Origin of the sequence: Fulvivirga imtechensis AK7, from assembly GCF_000331535.1 — a bacterium.
GTDB classification, from domain to species: Bacteria; Bacteroidota; Bacteroidia; order Cytophagales; family Cyclobacteriaceae; genus Fulvivirga; species Fulvivirga imtechensis.
This window is the reverse complement of record NZ_AMZN01000022.1, coordinates 1-17,096: the sequence shown is the minus strand read 5'-3', so window position 1 is coordinate 17,096 and position 17,096 is coordinate 1. Positions and strand designations below refer to the sequence as shown.

Annotated in this window: 15 protein-coding genes; 6 read left to right on the top strand and 9 right to left on the bottom strand. The window is 43.3% G+C overall.

Annotated features, from left to right (window positions below):
- Positions 1-8: 8 nt before the first annotated feature.
- The 7 genes from C900_RS06785 to C900_RS06755 all read right to left on the bottom strand — a co-directional run bounded on the left by C900_RS06785 (position 9) and on the right by C900_RS06755 (position 9,589).
- Positions 9-1,124 (bottom strand): acyloxyacyl hydrolase, encoded by a 1,116-nt coding sequence (locus C900_RS06785; RefSeq protein ID WP_009578958.1) that lies wholly within the window; start codon positions 1,122-1,124, stop codon positions 9-11.
- Positions 1,121-2,299 carry an aminotransferase class V-fold PLP-dependent enzyme gene (locus C900_RS06780; RefSeq protein ID WP_009578957.1) on the bottom strand — a complete coding sequence of 393 codons (1,179 nt, stop codon included), beginning with the start codon at positions 2,297-2,299 and terminating at the stop codon, positions 1,121-1,123. The genes C900_RS06785 and C900_RS06780 overlap by 4 nt, the downstream gene beginning before the upstream one ends.
- 53 nt (positions 2,300-2,352) lie before the next feature.
- The gene (locus tag C900_RS06775; RefSeq protein WP_083867448.1) at positions 2,353-3,144 is read right to left on the bottom strand and encodes a hypothetical protein; all 792 of its coding nucleotides are present in this window, start codon (positions 3,142-3,144) and stop codon (positions 2,353-2,355) included.
- Positions 3,137-5,875 carry a triple tyrosine motif-containing protein gene (locus tag C900_RS06770; RefSeq protein WP_009578955.1) on the bottom strand — a complete coding sequence of 913 codons (2,739 nt, stop codon included), beginning with the start codon at positions 5,873-5,875 and terminating at the stop codon, positions 3,137-3,139. The genes C900_RS06775 and C900_RS06770 overlap by 8 nt, the downstream gene beginning before the upstream one ends.
- 116 nt (positions 5,876-5,991) lie before the next feature.
- Complete coding sequence (gene gdhA, locus C900_RS06765; RefSeq protein ID WP_009578954.1) at positions 5,992-7,341, bottom strand: NADP-specific glutamate dehydrogenase; 1,350 nt, start codon at positions 7,339-7,341, stop codon at positions 5,992-5,994.
- A gap of 65 nt (positions 7,342-7,406) precedes the next feature.
- Complete coding sequence (locus C900_RS06760; protein WP_009578953.1) at positions 7,407-8,711, bottom strand: peptidoglycan DD-metalloendopeptidase family protein; 1,305 nt, start codon at positions 8,709-8,711, stop codon at positions 7,407-7,409.
- A 257-nt stretch (positions 8,712-8,968) separates the two neighbouring features.
- Positions 8,969-9,589 (bottom strand): hypothetical protein, encoded by a 621-nt coding sequence (locus tag C900_RS06755; RefSeq protein ID WP_009578952.1) that lies wholly within the window; start codon positions 9,587-9,589, stop codon positions 8,969-8,971.
- Positions 9,590-9,980: 391 nt separating this feature from the next.
- Between C900_RS06755 and C900_RS06750 the strand changes: the two genes are divergently transcribed.
- The gene (locus C900_RS06750; protein WP_040495967.1) at positions 9,981-10,334 is read left to right on the top strand and encodes a hypothetical protein; all 354 of its coding nucleotides are present in this window, start codon (positions 9,981-9,983) and stop codon (positions 10,332-10,334) included.
- Complete coding sequence (locus tag C900_RS06745; RefSeq protein ID WP_009578950.1) at positions 10,321-10,527, top strand: hypothetical protein; 207 nt, start codon at positions 10,321-10,323, stop codon at positions 10,525-10,527. The genes C900_RS06750 and C900_RS06745 overlap by 14 nt, the downstream gene beginning before the upstream one ends.
- 186 nt (positions 10,528-10,713) lie before the next feature.
- Here the strand turns inward: C900_RS06745 and uvrA are convergent, their stop codons facing one another.
- Positions 10,714-13,530, bottom strand: a complete 2,817-nt coding sequence (uvrA, locus tag C900_RS06740) for an excinuclease ABC subunit UvrA (protein ID WP_009578949.1) — start codon at positions 13,528-13,530, stop codon at positions 10,714-10,716.
- 57 nt (positions 13,531-13,587) lie between these two features.
- Complete coding sequence (locus tag C900_RS06735; protein WP_009578948.1) at positions 13,588-13,884, bottom strand: hypothetical protein; 297 nt, start codon at positions 13,882-13,884, stop codon at positions 13,588-13,590.
- Positions 13,885-14,169: 285 nt separating this feature from the next.
- On the opposite strand from C900_RS06735, the gene C900_RS06730 reads away from it, so the two are divergent.
- From C900_RS06730 to C900_RS06715, 4 genes are read left to right on the top strand one after another with little or no spacing between them, the layout of a single operon-like run.
- On the top strand, positions 14,170-14,769 hold the full coding sequence (locus C900_RS06730) for an RNA polymerase sigma factor (RefSeq protein ID WP_009578947.1): 600 nt from the start codon (positions 14,170-14,172) through the stop codon (positions 14,767-14,769).
- Positions 14,744-14,980 (top strand): hypothetical protein, encoded by a 237-nt coding sequence (locus C900_RS06725; RefSeq protein WP_009578946.1) that lies wholly within the window; start codon positions 14,744-14,746, stop codon positions 14,978-14,980. The genes C900_RS06730 and C900_RS06725 overlap by 26 nt, the downstream gene beginning before the upstream one ends.
- Before the next feature lie 3 nt (positions 14,981-14,983).
- Positions 14,984-15,628 carry an endonuclease III gene (gene nth / locus C900_RS06720; protein ID WP_009578945.1) on the top strand — a complete coding sequence of 215 codons (645 nt, stop codon included), beginning with the start codon at positions 14,984-14,986 and terminating at the stop codon, positions 15,626-15,628.
- A gap of 6 nt (positions 15,629-15,634) precedes the next feature.
- Complete coding sequence (locus tag C900_RS06715) at positions 15,635-16,819, top strand: glycosyltransferase family 4 protein (protein ID WP_009578944.1); 1,185 nt, start codon at positions 15,635-15,637, stop codon at positions 16,817-16,819.
- Positions 16,820-17,096 lie beyond the last annotated feature (277 nt).

Sequence of the window (17,096 nt, the reverse complement as noted above, 5' to 3'; positions counted from 1 at the left end):
ACAGTTTATTAAAACGATACACCCAAACCAAACTCCACCATATCTGCCGTGCGACTGTGCGATTTGAGGGTCACCTGTGGAAAAAGATAAGGAGTGACCTGATACTTGAAGCCGTATCGCTGATACCAGGTCGCTTCATAATAGATCTGTGGCTTATACACATAGGCTCCGCCCTGCAGTATTACGGATAGTTTTCCAAAAAGAAGCTCCGTACCAATGGTAACAGCCATTTGCTTTCCATCATCATCAACCAACTGATCTTCAGGAACGGCAGTATTTTGAGTATTGTATACCTGTGTGGCTTTGCGTACTGATTCCTTATCATAAAGGAACCCATCCACCCCAAGTAGCAGTGTATTGTACCTGGTGATTTGCTTGCTTAAATAAAGACTTGCACTATATGCTTTCTGTTTGTAATCCTCTCTAAGCACTTCTCTCCAGGCCGTGCCACCCATCAAATTTATTAGTAGCTTCTTGTTAAAGGCACTTGTGGTGTCTTTTTTGAAGTCAATTTTTTGCGGGTTGGGGACATATCGCAATCCAACCCCTACAACCGGGAAATTCATGCCATTGTTAGGGATATTCAGCTTTCCGTTGGAGTAATGCCTGAAGGCCAAATTAAGGTTGAAATAGTATTGTTCGCTTAACTGTATCTCATGATGGATCGTCCCTCTCAGCACATAACTTATCCTGCTGCTGATGGCCTTATTATCAGGGTTGGTCTGGGCATCAAAGCGTTTGGTAGAATAAACGAAACCGGTACCAATATTCAATCGCCATTGAAATTTTTTCCTGTTATTGGCGGTCACATCCATGTAGCTGGCCAGTGAGTAAACCTCTCCCAGCTCATCAGGTACACCATAGTTAAAATAAGACGCGGCAAATCCAATATGTGGATAATTGTACAACTTCTCCCAGCGATGCTTGCCGTTGGTCATTTTTACTGTATAAAGCTCAATGCCATGCAGGCCGGTCATGTCAAGCTTGGGCATATCCTCTTTATACCTCAGCACACCACCATAATACGGATTTATACCATATGACCACGAGGGTTTTCCCTGTCCTGATACGAAGGAATTAACATGCAAAAAGACCAACAACAATGCCGTAAAAATGAATCTCATGAACTGGTTTCTAAAATATCCTTTAGTGCAATTATGAATTTGTCTATTTCTTCCTCCGTATTATAATAGTGAACCGAGGCCCTAACCACTTCTGCCAAATTCCTGTCAGACATATCCAGTAAAGTGCTCCCCATTACCGCAACGGTGGTATTAAAACCTCGCTTTTTTAGCGCTTCCTTTACCGCATGAGCAGGGGTAAAGGTAGTAAAGGTAACAATTCCACTCTTAATTTTACCCAAATCCCGTATTTCAACCCCGTGCAAACTCATTAGCTTTTCTCTGAGGTCATTTGCCAGAAATGTAACCCTTTCCCATATCAGGTCCACACCGAGAGTATTGGCTTGCTTCACCGCCTCAGCAAGCCCCAGTTTGGCTGCTATGTTCGATTCCCAGGTTTCGAACATTCTGGCATCATCCCGCAACGAATAGCTCTCGATTTCGGTCCAACTGGCGGAGTGAAGATCAACGTTGATAGGCCTTAAGTGCTTTAATAGTTCCCTTTTTACATATAAAAACCCTGTACCACGTGGGCCTCTTAAAAACTTGCGACCTGTTGCTGATAAAAAATGGCACCCGATCCTGTTAACATCTACCGGATACTGCCCTACCGACTGACAGGCATCAAGTAAGAATAGTATTCCATGCTTCTTCGCAATAGCGCCAACTTCCTCAGCAGGGTTCACCAGTCCTCCATTAGTGGGCATATGTGTAAGCGAGATCAGCCGGACGCTATCATCAATACTCCTCTCAAGTTCGCCCAGATCGATCTCTCCGGGTTTATTGGAAGGTATGATCCTGATGTTGACCCCCTTTTCTTCCTTCAGATACAGAAATGAGATATAATTACTGGCATATTCAGCCTTTGCTGTTAAAATAGTGTCCCCTTTTTTAAACGGTATAGAAAAAAATGCCCGCTGCCACGAAACAGTAGCGCTTTCGGTGTAGGCTATTTCTTCAGGAGACGCATTGATCAGCTTTGCTACCTGCCGGTAAAAGTCTTCTTGCTGGTCGTGAAACAGCGCGGCTGTTTCGTAGCCTCCCAGGTGGGCCTCTTGTTGCAGATAACCGAGCTGGGTTTCCAGCACCTGCTGGCTCACCAGCGAAGCCCCGGCATTATTAAAATGTGTTACCGAGTTAACCCCCGGAGTATTATTTCTGATCAATTCAATATCCATGAGAATATAGAAGTTTTTTTGACTGTCTTTTACCGTAGGCAAAAGATGAAATATCAGTGAAGCTGAGGGGTATCAAAAGAAGAGAATACCTCGTCAGGAAGCTCTCGATAAACTCTGACATTCCTTGGGCCTTTGCCATCTGACCTGTCAGCCGAAAGTAGCACCCCCTCGTATTCTTTGTAGTTATCCCATGGCCATATCGCTGATGGCGCTTGCTGGCCTGCCTCCTGATAGTAGGCCCACTGCTTCACCAGGTTATCAGACTTATCAACATATACTTCATATTTGTTGTTTGGGGTGTCTCCTACATTTTCAAAGGTAAGGGTCAAAACGTCAGCAGGGGTGCCTGCTTTTGTAGTATCCTCACGAGCGTATTTCAGTGTTACTCCAGTATCTTTTAGCTTAAAGGGCATCACCAGCCAATAAGAATCGTTAATCCAAATACTCTTAGCTTGATCCAGGTAAGCTTTCAATGAATCAGGATGGGTGATCTCTGCGCTGTCTTTAATTACCCTTCCTTCCAGGGTGTGTATATTAACCAGGTAAGTGGTCTTCCGAACAGGCACGTCTATCCTCACACGCCCGGTATGCTTGTCCCATACCAGGTCGCGGGCTCCGAAAAAATTCCAGGCAATAAACCTCATGTTGTCATATGCCTTCCTGCCGCCCATAGCTTTCATCACTGTATTAGCAATGGCTATGGCTTTTTCATCCGAACCATGTTGATCAAAACCCTCGGCAGCCGGATTTTCTTCACCCGACTGCGGCTCTTCTTTCTGCTGTGAAGGGTCACAGGCGAAGAAAAGAAATGCCACAAGAGCGAAATATAGTATCTGTCTATTCATTTATTTTGGGATTAATAGGTTTTTCTCTTATCCTGATAAAGTCCCGTAAATCTACTTCTTTTTCTTTAAGGATATATTTTCTTATAGTACCCTCTACAGGCAGTATAATAAAAGCCACCAGCACCTGTACAATGAAGTCAAGCACAGGGGAGCTCATGGTACTAAAATTCCCCTCTGCCAGTGTCTGAATAAATTCGATAATGATGATCAGTGTTAGCAGTGCCAATAGCCGGCTCAACAGCCGGTATTTGTATCCCAGTTTCTTCAATTTTACCGAAATAAATAGCAGCAGCGCCAAACTGGAGAACTCCAGGGCATAAAACCATGGCCGCTTCCAGTAAGGAGGGATAACCTCAAAAACAACAGGGCTGGCTTCACTGATCTTTCCCAGAGCATTTTTTGATTTCACTAACAATGTATACTCTCCTTCAGGCAAATACGGAAAGTTGATAACATTATAGCTTGACGACCATTCCGACCACGTATCATTCAGGCCATCCAGCTTATATTGATACTGGATATCCAATACCCCCGAATACTCAGGTTGTACAAATTCAAAGATCAGGTTACTGTTTTGTTGCTCAAATCTTAATTTGGGCGCCGGGGGAATAACCTCTGACTGTATCCTAATATCTTTCAAATAAAGGGCGTAGCTATTGGACAGCATGTTGGTAGCGGTTAGCGACAGTCGGTACAGGTCGTTGCTGTCGGTAATCACCCAATAGTCCTGGTCGTTATCATCGGAGGATATGTAGTTGATATTCTTGAAAAGGCTGAGAAGGTCCAGCTTGCTTGATATCTCATGCGGCACCAATGTAGCCCACCGTTGATCAGCGTGGATCCAAATGCGGCCATTGTTATCTGGCAGATACCTGTCTATAATGGCTTTATTTTTCAAAGCCACCAGTTTCTTCGCCTCTTCATCAATGGCGTATAGCCCCGATTCGTTAATGAATAATATGCTGTCATTCCTGGAAATGCCATAGGTTTCATAATAGTATGGATTTTCCATTTGGTATTCATCCATCTCCACTATTTCCGAGTCGCGGAGCTTTACCCAATACAAATCATTGATACTACAAAACCATATGCGTTGCTGCTCATCCTCAAAAATATATTGCACATAGTCTTTATAATCTCCAAAGATGTCTATCTCTTTAAATTCCCGCGTATAGTCAAATACCTTGAGTTCATCAGTATACGTACTCACAAAGATCTTTTTTTGATTTTTAGAGATATAGAAATACCTTACCGGCAGGCGTGTGATCGCCCTGGATGATCCTCCATTTATTTCAAAGAGCCCATCCAGCCCCCCACAGAAAAGCCTGGAGCCCACTGATACAAACTGAAAGGTTTTAGAGTCAATCCCCTCCACCTTCTTATAAGTATATTTAATAGATTGCAGCTCTCTTTCAATTTCCGTTTTGTAAACTGTGCGAGTAGGAGCAGGATTCTCTACCTGCTCGGCATTCCCTACATCCGATACATCATTCTTTTTGTCTTCCTTTCTTTTCCCTCGTTTTAAAAATGCAAAAATACCCCCTCCGCGTTCCTTTTCCGGTTCGGCTTCCTCCACCTGCTCTTCTTGTGCAGAGGGCTCATTTTTCACGGGTTGTTCTATCCTTATGTATTTTACTATTTCATTATAGTCACGCACCTCCTCCAGGTAGTAGGCTCCCAGGCTCGTACCTACGTAAAGCTTGCCTTGATGATTCTTTGCGGAAAGCATTTTACCCTCTAATCCAGGGTACCGGTTAAAGTTTCTGAAAGGAAATGTAGGAGATATACGGGTAAGGCCTGCAGAATGGGCCGCCCAAACACCAAAGTTCCTATCTATTGCGATAGCAAAGATCTCATTATCCGGCAACCCGGTCTGGTAGTTGATGATCTCCTCAATTTTTCCCTGTAAAGGGTTAATAAAAACCACCCCCCCTTTTAAGGTAGAAAGCGCAGCCAGTGTATCGCTGAACCAAATTCCGTTTTGTAAGCCGCTTTCAGTAATATACTCCCTGCCACTATTAATGGTTAACGGGGAGAGCTTATTTTCTGCAAACAAGTAAAGTTCGTTATTATTAGTACCTATGAGATAGCTGCTATCTTTGGGGCCTTTTGATATGAACAGCGGGTCCAGGTCCCTGATCGCCTCGTGCCTGGGGCTCATTAGCTTGGTTCCTTCAATGAGCTGTAAGCCACTATTGGCGGTAACTACGTACACATCATTGACAAAGCGCACCAGGTTAAGGATCTCTCCACTATACCTGGGCGTGATCTTAGAAATAGAGCCGTTGTTGATATTATAGATAAAAATATGATTACGATTGATCGCATACAGCTTTTTATCGTGAATGAGAATATTGAAAATATCACTGACATCATGTTCAGTATCAGATAACGATATGTATTTCAGGTTAAATCGTGAGTCTCTGCTTATTTTCCCAAAACCGCTTCGTCCTCCTGCAAAAAGCGTATTATCATCATCTATAGCAAGGGAGAAGATAGCCGAAGGTGTTTTGGTAAAGTCCCAATCTCTGCCGTCAAAGGTTAAAATGCCTCTTCGGTTGGCAATGTAAATAATACCACGATGGTTCTGAACAATATCGAAATTGACGTTGTCGGCCGAACCTTCACCAGGAGTATAATGCGTGAGAAAAAAATCACCATCCTGTGCTTTTAATAGCGTTGTAAAAAACAACAGACACGTCAATAACTTATAAAGAAAGAGCCTTTTCACAAATTCGCCACTTGAGGTTTTTCCTCTAATGTAGTAAAAGAATAGTAATTTAATCAAACAAAAAGCCCCGAAGAATGTTCTTGGGGCTTCATTGACTGAATTATTCGGTCAACCAATTAGATAATTCCTTGCGCTATCATAGCGTCTGCTACTTTAGTGAAGCCTGCTATATTGGCGCCAACCATATAATTTCCTTCAAAGCCATACTGCCTTGCAGCAATAAGACAAGTATCATGTATCTCCTTCATAATATGTTGCAATCTCTTATCTACCTCTTCTGCCGACCAGTAAGACCCCAGGTAATTCTGCATCATTTCTATTCCGGAAGTAGCCACACCGCCTGCATTGGAGGCCTTTCCCGGTGAATACATTACGCCATTATCAATAACAGTATTGATAGCTTCAATGGTTAGCGGCATATTGGCGCCCTCACCAATCAGTTTAATCCCGTTTTTCACCAGATTTTCGGCATCCTTGCCATTGATCTCGTTTTGTGTGGCACAAGGGAAAGCACAATCCGCTTTGATATCCCACATCGGGTCAAAGGCCGCGGGCTGCTGTACCTCTGTAAACCTGGCCGACTTGTACTTATCAGCATATTCATGGATACGGCCTCGTCTGTTGTTCTTGAGGTCTTTTATAAACTCTAATTTTTCAGGAGTAATACCTTCTTCATCATAAATAAACCCTGAGGAGTCAGACGCGGTAATCGGCCTGCCGCCCATGTGAAGGATCTTTTCTATAGCATGCTGCGCCACATTTCCAGAACCCGATACCAGGCAAACCTTTCCTTTCATGCTGTCATTTCTTCTATGCAGCATGTTTTCCGCAAAATAAACCAGCCCATATCCGGTAGCTTCTGTGCGCATCAGGCTACCTCCCCAGCCAACGCCTTTTCCGGTAAGTACACCTGTAAATTCATTTTGCAGTTTTTTGTAAGTACCGAACATATAGCCGATCTCACGGCCGCCAACGCCTATATCGCCAGCAGGCACGTCTGTTCTATGCCCGACATGCTTTGTCATCTCAGTAAAAAAACTTTGACAAAAACGCATTACCTCGTTTTCAGACTTCCCTTTCGGGTCAAAATCCGAACCGCCTTTACCCCCACCCATAGGAATGCCGGTCAGTGCATTTTTAAACACCTGCTCAAAAGCGAGAAACTTCAGTATGCCAGGGTATACCGATGGGTGAAACCTTAGTCCCCCTTTATAAGGTCCGATGGCGCTATTCATTTGTACGCGATAACCCTTATTGACCTGTATCTCACCCTTGTCGTCCATCCAGGTTACCCGAAAGGAGATCAGCCGCTCCGGTTCCAGCATCCTTTCCAATATTTTATACTTTCTGTATTTAGGGTTTTTGTCTAACACCGGTTTAATCGAATCGATTATTTCTTCTGCTGCTTGATGAAACTCCGGCTCACCAGGGTTTCTCTCTTTTACAATACTTAGTAAATCGGACATGGAGGTTTAAGTTTATTTATTTCTGATTTTTGTTTTCGAATCGTATCGCTTTCAAAGTGAGGTAATTACCTCAAAGTTTGCGCGCTTATCCATCCCAACAGGCCATTTTCAGTTCGAATAAACTGAAAATTTTCATAATCAGCTAATACCTCCACCTCATTTGGGGCGGAAACGTTTGCGATAGGTGGACTTTTCTGCTTTGGTTGCGCTAAAACAGCGATATTGGTGTGAATTTTTTTTGGTGTGCCTGAAGATATTTTTTCTATAAGCATACGATGAACATACCCTGCTCTGCCATCCGGGCGCTGCACACGGTACCACTTGTCAGTTTCCCCAACGACCGAAAGGAAGGATCCCGCACTTAGCTGTGCTTTGATATAATATTTAATGCCGGGGCCGGCTCTGAGGTTGATACTTCTCCTCGTTACGCGATAGGGATACCCCAAAACAGCGGGGTCTGCCTTCAGATCGGGCAATGAATTGTCTATTTGCTGCACAAAGCCCAGCGGGTCAAGCGCTCCGCGATTGTATACGCCAAAATGCAGATGTGGTGTGGTATATTGCGCATTGCCACTATTGCCCACCAACCCGATGGTATCACCGGCACTTACCTGTTCGGCAACATTTACAAGTTGCTCTTCGAGATGGGCAAAATAAAATAATAGTCCTCGTTTTGTATCCCTCAGCCATACCACATTGCCTCCGAGACGAGATACTCCCACTCTTGAGATCCTGCCCCCGGTTGGAGCGATTACCGGGGTACCGCGATTAGCAAATATATCGATCCCCTCATGTTTTCTTCTTCCTCCATCACGAGGAGCTCCATAGAAGCTGCCTATCGACAGGTCGGAAGCCCCCAAAACGGGATTGATCAACTGCGGGTAGATCTTAAGATTGATCACATAGTAGGCATTGGTCAGCAGTTCCGGTTGTATTCTCAACACGCATTGGGCCTTGTCCTTGAACTCTACCGACAGGGAATATGTGGTGTCGGCATGCGCTACATAAGCCCATTTGTCCTTTTCCCACTGGAAAAGGTCAATAAAAAGTTTGCCTTTTTCCTGAAGAGTAGGGTAAATTTCCACCTCCAATTGCTGCCCTGCCATTACCTCGAAGCGGTACGCATGAGCAGCGGGATTGTCTGCTTTAAAAAAACCGGATTCTGCATGTGGTAATTCTATAAATACTGAATCATTCAAAGCTTTATTTCCAGCCTCCAACCACTGTTTTCCCATAGCGGTTTCATGCAACTTCGTGCGTAACAGAAGTTCCTTATATTCTTCGTAAGGAGTATCTTTTTTCAGCGCATCTTTTATGCCATTACAAGAAACAACCAACACGCCACATAGCACAATAAATATGGTCTGCATGATTTTTTAACAGGAGATTGGTTTGAAAGTTTCTCTATTTCAATGTGTTTATAAATTTATTTTGGGATGAGATTGGTACCTTGAAATATTCCCGACTCCGAGGAAAAGGATAGGCTTTTCTCATTCGGGCGCGTTTGTAACGTATGCCCTGCGACTCCATTTCCAACAACTTCGCTGGCGCGCGTTTAGCGAAGCGCAACGCGTGCCTCTCCGTGTACAGGAATTAGCTTCCGCCCTCAGTAGGTTTGGGAAGAAATCTATTTAAACCGTATAGATTCAAAATTAACCTCGATATATTTTCTACTTTGCCTATAAGTCTTCTTTACATCTTCCTCCAGAAAGTCTATCCATTCGGGCTCTTGTTCTCCTTTATAATTTGCCAAAAGAGCTAATGCAAATGCCTGAACTTTGTAATGAAGATAACCGGCACCACCGGATACTTGCCAGCCTGTGTGACTTATTCCTGACCATGTATTCATTTTTACTACGGCTGCATTAGCAACAAAAACACCAAAACCATATACCAATGCCCCTAAATCTGTTAAATATTCATCATTTTCTTCAATCATTCGGTCACCTAAAAGCCTGACGTGCATCAGTTCATGAGCAATGGTTGCTATTAGTGATGTCGGATTTTTTAGTTGTTTCTCTTCAATCATAATTTCGATAAGGCCATTCTCAAACTCTACATACTTTCCCGCTGTGGATAAATAGTGACCTTGCTGACTAATTAAGCCTTCTGAAAATTCTATTTGTCCAGGCTCTGAATAAAAGACAAGATGTAACCTGTTAGCATCTACACCCATCACCTGACACACCTGTCTTAAAACATGATGAGCATCATCTTCTCCTCCTTTAAAATGCCAGTTAAAATCCACTTTGGTGGGGGTGAAGGTTCTTCTGTGAAGGATAAAGTCCGGCTTTGAGTATGATCAGGAGAAACCAGTAGTTCTGGTGAAGGTTCTTCTGTGAAGGATAAAGTCTCTCCCCAACTCCTGCTCATACCATAGCAAGCAGCCCTCAAGCCACTCCCGGTCATCATCAGTAATCGGACATTTTATTTTACCAGACCAAAACTTCCAAACCATATATATGCTATAATCATACCTTTTTAAGGTGCTTTTTAACTCCAAACATCTTTTTCAATATGTTGGCATCAAACCTTAAAATTAATAGTTTGGTGCATCCAAAGCTAATAAAAACCTGAAAGGCATTTGCCGGAACGCATCATGAGTATCAAAAAATGGACAACAAAGGTAAATCCCAGTTATGAAGAATAAACATTGGATAATCATCAGTATAGTAATAATTTCCGGTTATAGCTTATATTCCAACTTATCAGAGGATAAAAAAAAGAAGAACTGGAAAAGAGGAGATTTTAAGGTGCTTGTTCAAAAATGTTTGAAAAATGCTGGAAAAATGACTGAAGATTATCCCGATTTAACGAAAGAATACTGCGAGTGCTCCATAAAGGAAGTCCAAAAAAAGTTGACCCGAAAAGAGTATTTTAAAGCTTCAAGCAAGAACATTGAAAGGCAAATACAAATCCTCTATCCAATTTTTGAGGATTGCCTAGAAGCTTATAAAGCCAATATAAAACAGAAAAAAGATGAGCCAATATAAAACCCCAACCAAAGAAGCTCAAGAAGAAGCAATTAAATATCCCAATGGATATGTTTATGTCATTGATGAAGCATATACTGATAAGGAAGAAGTCCCGCCAGAATATATAGTAGGATGTTGGAAAGTTGATTCACAAGGGGTAATAGCTGAGCCCTTTATTCCCAATCCCAACTACCATATTAAACTATCATAATGATTGTTCTCACATGGGAGCTTGTTAAAATCTTTATTACGCCCTTTCGAGCGCGAATTGCACTCAAAGCCCTACTTAAAATCAGCAAACCTACCGGCAGGATTGTTGAACTCATATATCAGTAGACACGTTGCAAACGCATCCTCCTTGAGGGAAAGCACACGCGACACGCATAGACTTTTACCCTTACAACTTCTCCCTCAAAAATTCAGCGGTATAATTGTCCTTCAACTTCGCCATGTCCTCTGGTACACCGGCAAAGCAGACCTTTCCACCACCCTCACCACCTTCCGGGCCCAGGTCAATGATCCAGTCAGCGGATTTGATCACTTCCATGTTATGCTCTATGATAATGACGCTGTGTCCCTGGTCTACCAGTGCTTGTATGGAGTACAGCAGTTTGGTGATGTCGTGAAAATGCAAGCCTGTTGTCGGTTCATCGAAAATGAACAGGATGTGATCTCTGCTGTCACGAGAGTTCTTTCCCAGGAAAGACGCCAGCTTTACCCGCTGCGCCTCGCCACCACTGAGGGAATTGGACGACTGACCAAGACCGATATAACCCAACCCCACATCGAACAGCGGCTGTAGCTTGTTGAGGATAGGGTTTTTATCTGCAAAAAATTCAAGGCTTTCCTCAACCGTGAGCGCCAGCACATCGGCTATATTTTTGCCTTCGTATTCGATATCCAATATCTCCTGCTTAAACCGTTTGCCTTTACAACTTTCACATGTCAGGAAAATATCGGCCATAAACTGCATTTCTATCTTTACCACACCTTCACCCTGACACGTCTCGCAGCGGCCACCTTCTACATTGAAGGAGAAGTGTGAAGGCTTGTAGCCCCTTTGCCTGGCTAATGGCTGGTCTGAAAAAAGCTGCCGGATAGCATCATAGGCTTTTACATAAGTAACCGGGTTCGACCTGGACGACTTGCCGATAGGGTTTTGATCAACAAATTCGATTTGTGTGATCTTTTCATAGTCGCCTTCCATCTTATCAAACTTCCCCGTAGCCTCTGATACTGTGCCCAGTATTTTCCCCACCGCGGGGTAAAGGATCTTCTTCACCAGCGTAGATTTACCGGAGCCACTCACCCCGGTAATGACCGTAAGCGCCTCAAGTGGGAATTTTACCTCAATATTTTTGAGGTTGTTTTCTATCGCCCCTGATATTTTGATATAATCTTTCCACGATCTCCTCTGAGTAGGAACATATATTTGCTCTTTACCCAAAAGATATTTTGCCGTATAAGAATCCGAACCGTTCAGGTCCGACAGGTTGCCCTGGAAAACTAACTTTCCTCCATAAATACCGGCATCCGGTCCTATGTCGATGATCTGGTCGGCCGCCCGCATCACTTCTTCCTCGTGCTCCACCACTATCACGGTGTTACCCATATCCCTTAGAGATTTAAGCACCCCGACAAGCTTTTTGGTATCTCGCGGATGCAGGCCGATGCTCGGCTCGTCAAGTATATACATCGAACCCACCAATGCACTGCCAAGGGAGGTCGCCAGCTTGATGCGCTGAAACTCACCCCCGGACAGGGTGGCAGTCATCCTGTTAAGGGTGAGGTATCCTAACCCGACTCGGTCGATGTAAGAAAGCCGGTTATTAATCTCCTTCAGCAGCCTTCTCGCAATAGCCTGGTCGTGCTCGGAAAGTTTCAGTCCGTCAAAAAATTCTATTACCCGAGTGATCGGCATCAGCACAAGGTCTGTTATGGATCTTTCATTGATCTTCACATAAGAAGCATCCTTACGCAGGCGGGTACCCCGGCAGTCAGGGCAGGTAGTGCGGCCCCTATATCTGGACAGCAGTACTCTATATTGTATCTTATGAGTTTTGGATTCCAAATGCTTAAAGAACTTATGCAGTCCTTTGAAGTAATCATTGCCCGTCCACAGCAGTTCCTTTTCCTGCTCCGTAAGCTCATTGTATGGCCGATGGATCGGAAAGTCGAAACGTATTCCGTTCTTTAGCAAAGGCTCAACCCACTTTTTCATCGTTTCGCTTCGCCAGGGAGCCACTGCACCTTCGTAGACCGACAAGCTTTTATCGGGGATCACCAGGTCGGGATCAATGCCCAGTACCTTTCCAAAGCCCTCGCATGTTCTGCAGGCGCCATAAGGGTTGTTGAAGCTGAAAAAATTAACATTAGGCTCATGAAAACGCATGCCATCTGCCTCGAAGCGGTCTGAAAACTCTTTTTTGCCTTTATCAACAATGTAAACGTAGCAGTCGCCTATACCTTCAAAGTATGCTGTCTGCACGGAGTCCGCCAGGCGGAATTGCGTATCTTCATCATCAGGGTTGATCACAGCGCGGTCTATCAGGATCTCCAACTCCGGCTTTTTACCCAACTGCGCCAGGTTCTCCAACAGATCTTCAATGAAGGCAACCTCGCCATTGTTTAACACCCTGGTGTAGCCCTTGCTCAACAGAATGTTAAGCTCTTGCTCCATAGAGCGTTCCTTATGCAGCTTAAGCGGACAGGATACCATTACTTTGACGCCTTGCTCATGACTATTGATATATTTTACAACATCAGAAACAGAGTTCTTTGACACCCTTTGCCCGCTAATGGGCGAGTATGTAACACCAATCCTGGCATAAAGCAATTTCAGGTAGTCATATATTTCGGTAGTAGTACCGACCGTTGACCGGGGGTTTCTTGTATTTACCTTTTGCTCAATAGCTATGGCCGGAGAGACACCACGTATGTAGTCTACCTCCGGCTTTTCCATCCGGCCTAAAAACTGGCGGGCATATGAGCTGAGGCTTTCAACATACATGCGCTGCCCCTCGGCAAAAAGGGTATCGAAAGCTAAAGAAGATTTTCCGGAGCCTGACAAACCGGTGATCACTACCAGCTTGTTTCTGGGTATGGCAACGCTTAAATTTTTTAGATTATTGACCCGGGCCCGCTTAATGATGATGTGCTCCTTAGGGTCAAGAGTATCGAGAATTTTTTCAGGGTTGGTGGTAGTATCTTGCATATGGACCTGCAAAGATACTACACAAATGAGAGATTTAGAATGTTCTGAAGATAATTACTACCCTTCAAAATCAGGATCGTAATCATCCCCTACATCAATGTCTTCATCATCATCCACGCTCTCATTATCATCCACATCCAGATCGTATTCACCCTCACTGTTTCTGGTAACTGCGATCTTGACCAGGTACATGGTATCTTCTGTTTCCAATGGAACAACGAAGAATGGCTCATTTTTAGCATTGGTCAATCGCATCAGATTACTCTCAAAACCATCCGGATACTTCTTCTTCAGTTGATTTTTCAAAGCAGGATCCAGGTTGTCTAAACTTTTAATTACTCTTTTCTTTTCCATCCTGAGTATGTTAACACTCTTTGTTTTTTTCTGTTTCAAATCAGACTGGAAAAGTAATAAAAGATTTGACATCACCTAAAATATTATTCTGAAAAATTTATTGATTTTCAAAAAATTAACAGTTGATGAGGGATTTCCACAGTATAAAAAATTATTGCAGAAAAATTTTGCATGTTATTTGAGTAATTTTATACATTTGAGTTCTGTGAAAAAATAACACCAACTTTTAACCCCCGAGCAACAATATGATATAGACCTCTACGTTAACTAAATTGTAATAACTTAATGGAGAAGTACAAGATCAGTGATAGTAAGTTGGTATCACTTTACATAAAAGGTAACGAAGAGGCTTTTGAACAGTTGCTAAACCGTCACAAAGCACGTATTTACACAACCATCTACCTTATCGTAAAGGATAATTATGTGGCAGAAGATCTCTTACAGGAGACTTTTGTAAAGGCGATTAACACGATCAAAGGAGGCAGATACAACGAAGAAGGTAAGTTCTTACCCTGGATTACCAGGATAGCGCACAACCTGTCTATTGATTATTTCAGAAAGGATAAGCGATATCCGACTGTGGTTCTTGAAGATGGAAGTAAAGTTTTTAACACATTGGAATTTGCTGAGGATTCTGTTGAGTCCTTTCAGATAAAACAAGATACCCATTCTAAGCTAAGGGACCTTATACAGGAGTTACCTGAAGCCCAGAAAGAGGTATTAATAATGAGGCATTACATGGATATGAGCTTTCAGGAAATAGCCGAAAGTACAGGAGTAAGCATTAATACTGCTTTGGGAAGAATGCGATATGCCCTCATTAATCTGAGGAAGAAAATGAAACAATACAATATTGCCTATGATCAAAACATTTACCCAAGATGATGTAATCAGGTATGTTTACGAAGAAACGTCCGGCAGTGAGCATGAAGAAATCATGCAAGCGATTATCTGTGACTCAGAACTTCAGGACCTGTACAAAGAAATCGTTGCCGTGAAAACGCAACTGGATGAAAGTATGAAAACACCTTCTGATAAGGTGACGCAAAACATTCTAAATTATTCAAAATCTTTAAATTTGCTTTCCAGAAAATAAGGAATGCAGAGAAAAGAAAGATTTCAGAAATTTATAGAATATTTTACGGCTCATCAGCCGGAGGCGGAGACTGAACTCAACTATGGCAATTCGTTTGAATTACTTATAGCGGTGATCTTGAGCGCTCAATGTACCGACAAGCGCATCAACCAGGTTACTCCTGCTCTTTTCAGAGATTTTCCCACACCGCAGCACCTGGCCGCAGCACATTTTGATGAGGTATTCCCTTATATCAGGTCGGTATCGTATCCCAATAACAAAACCAGGCACCTCATTGGCATGGCAAAAATGCTGGTGGAAGATTTTGGTTCAGAAGTGCCCTCTGATGTAAAGGAACTTCAGAAGCTTCCGGGGGTAGGCCGCAAAACAGCCAATGTTATAGCCTCTGTTGTCTATGATCAACCCACTTTGGCAGTCGACACACATGTGTTCAGAGTATCAAAGCGTCTCGGACTGGTCAACCAAAACGCAAAGACTCCTCTTGAGGTTGAAAAGCAGCTTTTACAGAATATTCCCGAGCAGCATGTCGCCAAAGCCCATCACTGGTTGATCCTTCATGGTCGCTATGTGTGTTTAGCCAGAAAACCAAAATGCGAAGATTGTAAAATCACCTCCTTCTGCCGTTATTTTGAGAAGAACTATCTCTAGCGGCTTATGAGGATCTTTATTATTCATCAGTATTTCAAAACTCCTGAGGAGGGTGGAGCCATAAGATCATTTTATATAGCTGAGTGGCTTGCAGCAAGAGGTCATGAAGTGGAAGTGATCACCGCTTATAATGAGAAGCACTACAGGAAAAAGCAGATCAAAGGCTTCCATGTTCACTACCTGCCGGTATATTATACTAACCATCTCAGCTTTCTAAGCCGTATACATGCTTTTTACAGGTTTGTGAGAATGTCCCTTTCACTGTTCAACAAGCTCCCAAGGCCTGACCTCAACTATGTGATCACCACTCCGCTGACCACAGGGCTAATTGCCTTGTATGCAAAAAAAAGGCGGGGCATTCCCTACGTTTTTGAGGTGGGCGACCTTTGGCCGGATGCACCCATCGCTCTTGGTGTGCTCAGGAACAAGCTCCTCAAAAAGCTGGCATACAAGCTTGAAAAAATAAGTTATGAAAACGCCAGCGCATTGATAGCATTGTCTCCTGATATCAAACGGGCCATAGAAAAGAAAATACCCGGTCGTGAAGTCGCAGTGATCACCAATATGGCAGATACCCGCCTTTTTTCTCTTGAACAAAAAAATTCCGGTCTGCAAGAGAAGTTTGGTGTTCAAAACCGCTTTGTCATTGTTTATGCCGGCACAGTCGGCCTTGCCAATCACCTGGAATACCTGTTAGATATCGCTGCATTGGATAAGGAACATCACTTACACTTTATTGTAGCCGGAGAGGGTGCTCGTTGGGATGCAGTCCGCCAGGAAGCTGAAGTACGCGCATTAAAAAATATTTCGTTTTACTCCTTTATGGACAAGCTGGGTGTAAACGAGTTGATGAATATTGCGGATGCCATTTTTGTCTCTTTTAAACATGTGCCTGTTCTATCTTCCGGTAGTCCCAATAAACTATTTGATGGCCTGGCTGCCGGAAAGCTTATCATCATTAACTTCGGAGGATGGGTCAAATCCCTCATCGAGCAGCACAAATGTGGTTTCAGTTACCCTCCCGGGCAGCCACGATCCTTTTTTAATAAGATAGAACCTTATCTGGCAGATCCGGGGGTACTGCGGAAAGCACAACAAAACGCCCGTGGCTTAGCAGATGAGTTTACCCCTGAAAAGCAGCTTAAAGAGCTGGATAAGGTAATAGCCGGACTTAAGGCAGATAAAGACTGAGTTAATCTGCCCGCTACTTCTGGTTTCGACTAGCTTCAGAGAACCGGGCAAAAATCTCTAGTTAAGGTTATTCTGAGGAGGCCAACAACTTTCAGTTGATTTTATGGATAATGACAGTTACCCGGCCCTTGAGAAAATAGCGTTAAGAATTTCAATGCCACACGTACCCTTTATAAATCACACTGTTTGAGCCCCGTTTTTCACGGGGTGAGTTTGTGATTTGTCATCGCAGGCATTGAAATTTAGCCATTTACTCACAGCCTTGACTTTTTTTGTT

What these genes read in the sequence shown, in the direction of transcription:
- C900_RS06785 (WP_009578958.1), bottom strand. Translation starts at nt 1,124, where the DNA reads ATGAGATTCATTTTTACGGCATTGTTGTTGGTCTTTTTGCATGTTAAT.
- C900_RS06780 (WP_009578957.1), bottom strand. Translation starts at nt 2,299, where the DNA reads ATGGATATTGAATTGATCAGAAATAATACTCCGGGGGTTAACTCGGTA.
- C900_RS06775 (WP_083867448.1), bottom strand. Translation starts at nt 3,144, where the DNA reads ATGAATAGACAGATACTATATTTCGCTCTTGTGGCATTTCTTTTCTTC.
- gdhA (WP_009578954.1), bottom strand. Translation starts at nt 7,341, where the DNA reads ATGTCCGATTTACTAAGTATTGTAAAAGAGAGAAACCCTGGTGAGCCG.
- C900_RS06760 (WP_009578953.1), bottom strand. Translation starts at nt 8,711, where the DNA reads ATGCAGACCATATTTATTGTGCTATGTGGCGTGTTGGTTGTTTCTTGT.
- C900_RS06750 (WP_040495967.1), top strand. Translation starts at nt 9,981, where the DNA reads ATGAAGAATAAACATTGGATAATCATCAGTATAGTAATAATTTCCGGT.
- C900_RS06745 (WP_009578950.1), top strand. Translation starts at nt 10,321, where the DNA reads ATGAGCCAATATAAAACCCCAACCAAAGAAGCTCAAGAAGAAGCAATT.
- uvrA (WP_009578949.1), bottom strand. Translation starts at nt 13,530, where the DNA reads ATGCAAGATACTACCACCAACCCTGAAAAAATTCTCGATACTCTTGAC.
- C900_RS06735 (WP_009578948.1), bottom strand. Translation starts at nt 13,884, where the DNA reads ATGGAAAAGAAAAGAGTAATTAAAAGTTTAGACAACCTGGATCCTGCT.
- C900_RS06730 (WP_009578947.1), top strand. Translation starts at nt 14,170, where the DNA reads ATGGAGAAGTACAAGATCAGTGATAGTAAGTTGGTATCACTTTACATA.
- C900_RS06725 (WP_009578946.1), top strand. Translation starts at nt 14,744, where the DNA reads ATGATCAAAACATTTACCCAAGATGATGTAATCAGGTATGTTTACGAA.
- nth (WP_009578945.1), top strand. Translation starts at nt 14,984, where the DNA reads ATGCAGAGAAAAGAAAGATTTCAGAAATTTATAGAATATTTTACGGCT.
- C900_RS06715 (WP_009578944.1), top strand. Translation starts at nt 15,635, where the DNA reads ATGAGGATCTTTATTATTCATCAGTATTTCAAAACTCCTGAGGAGGGT.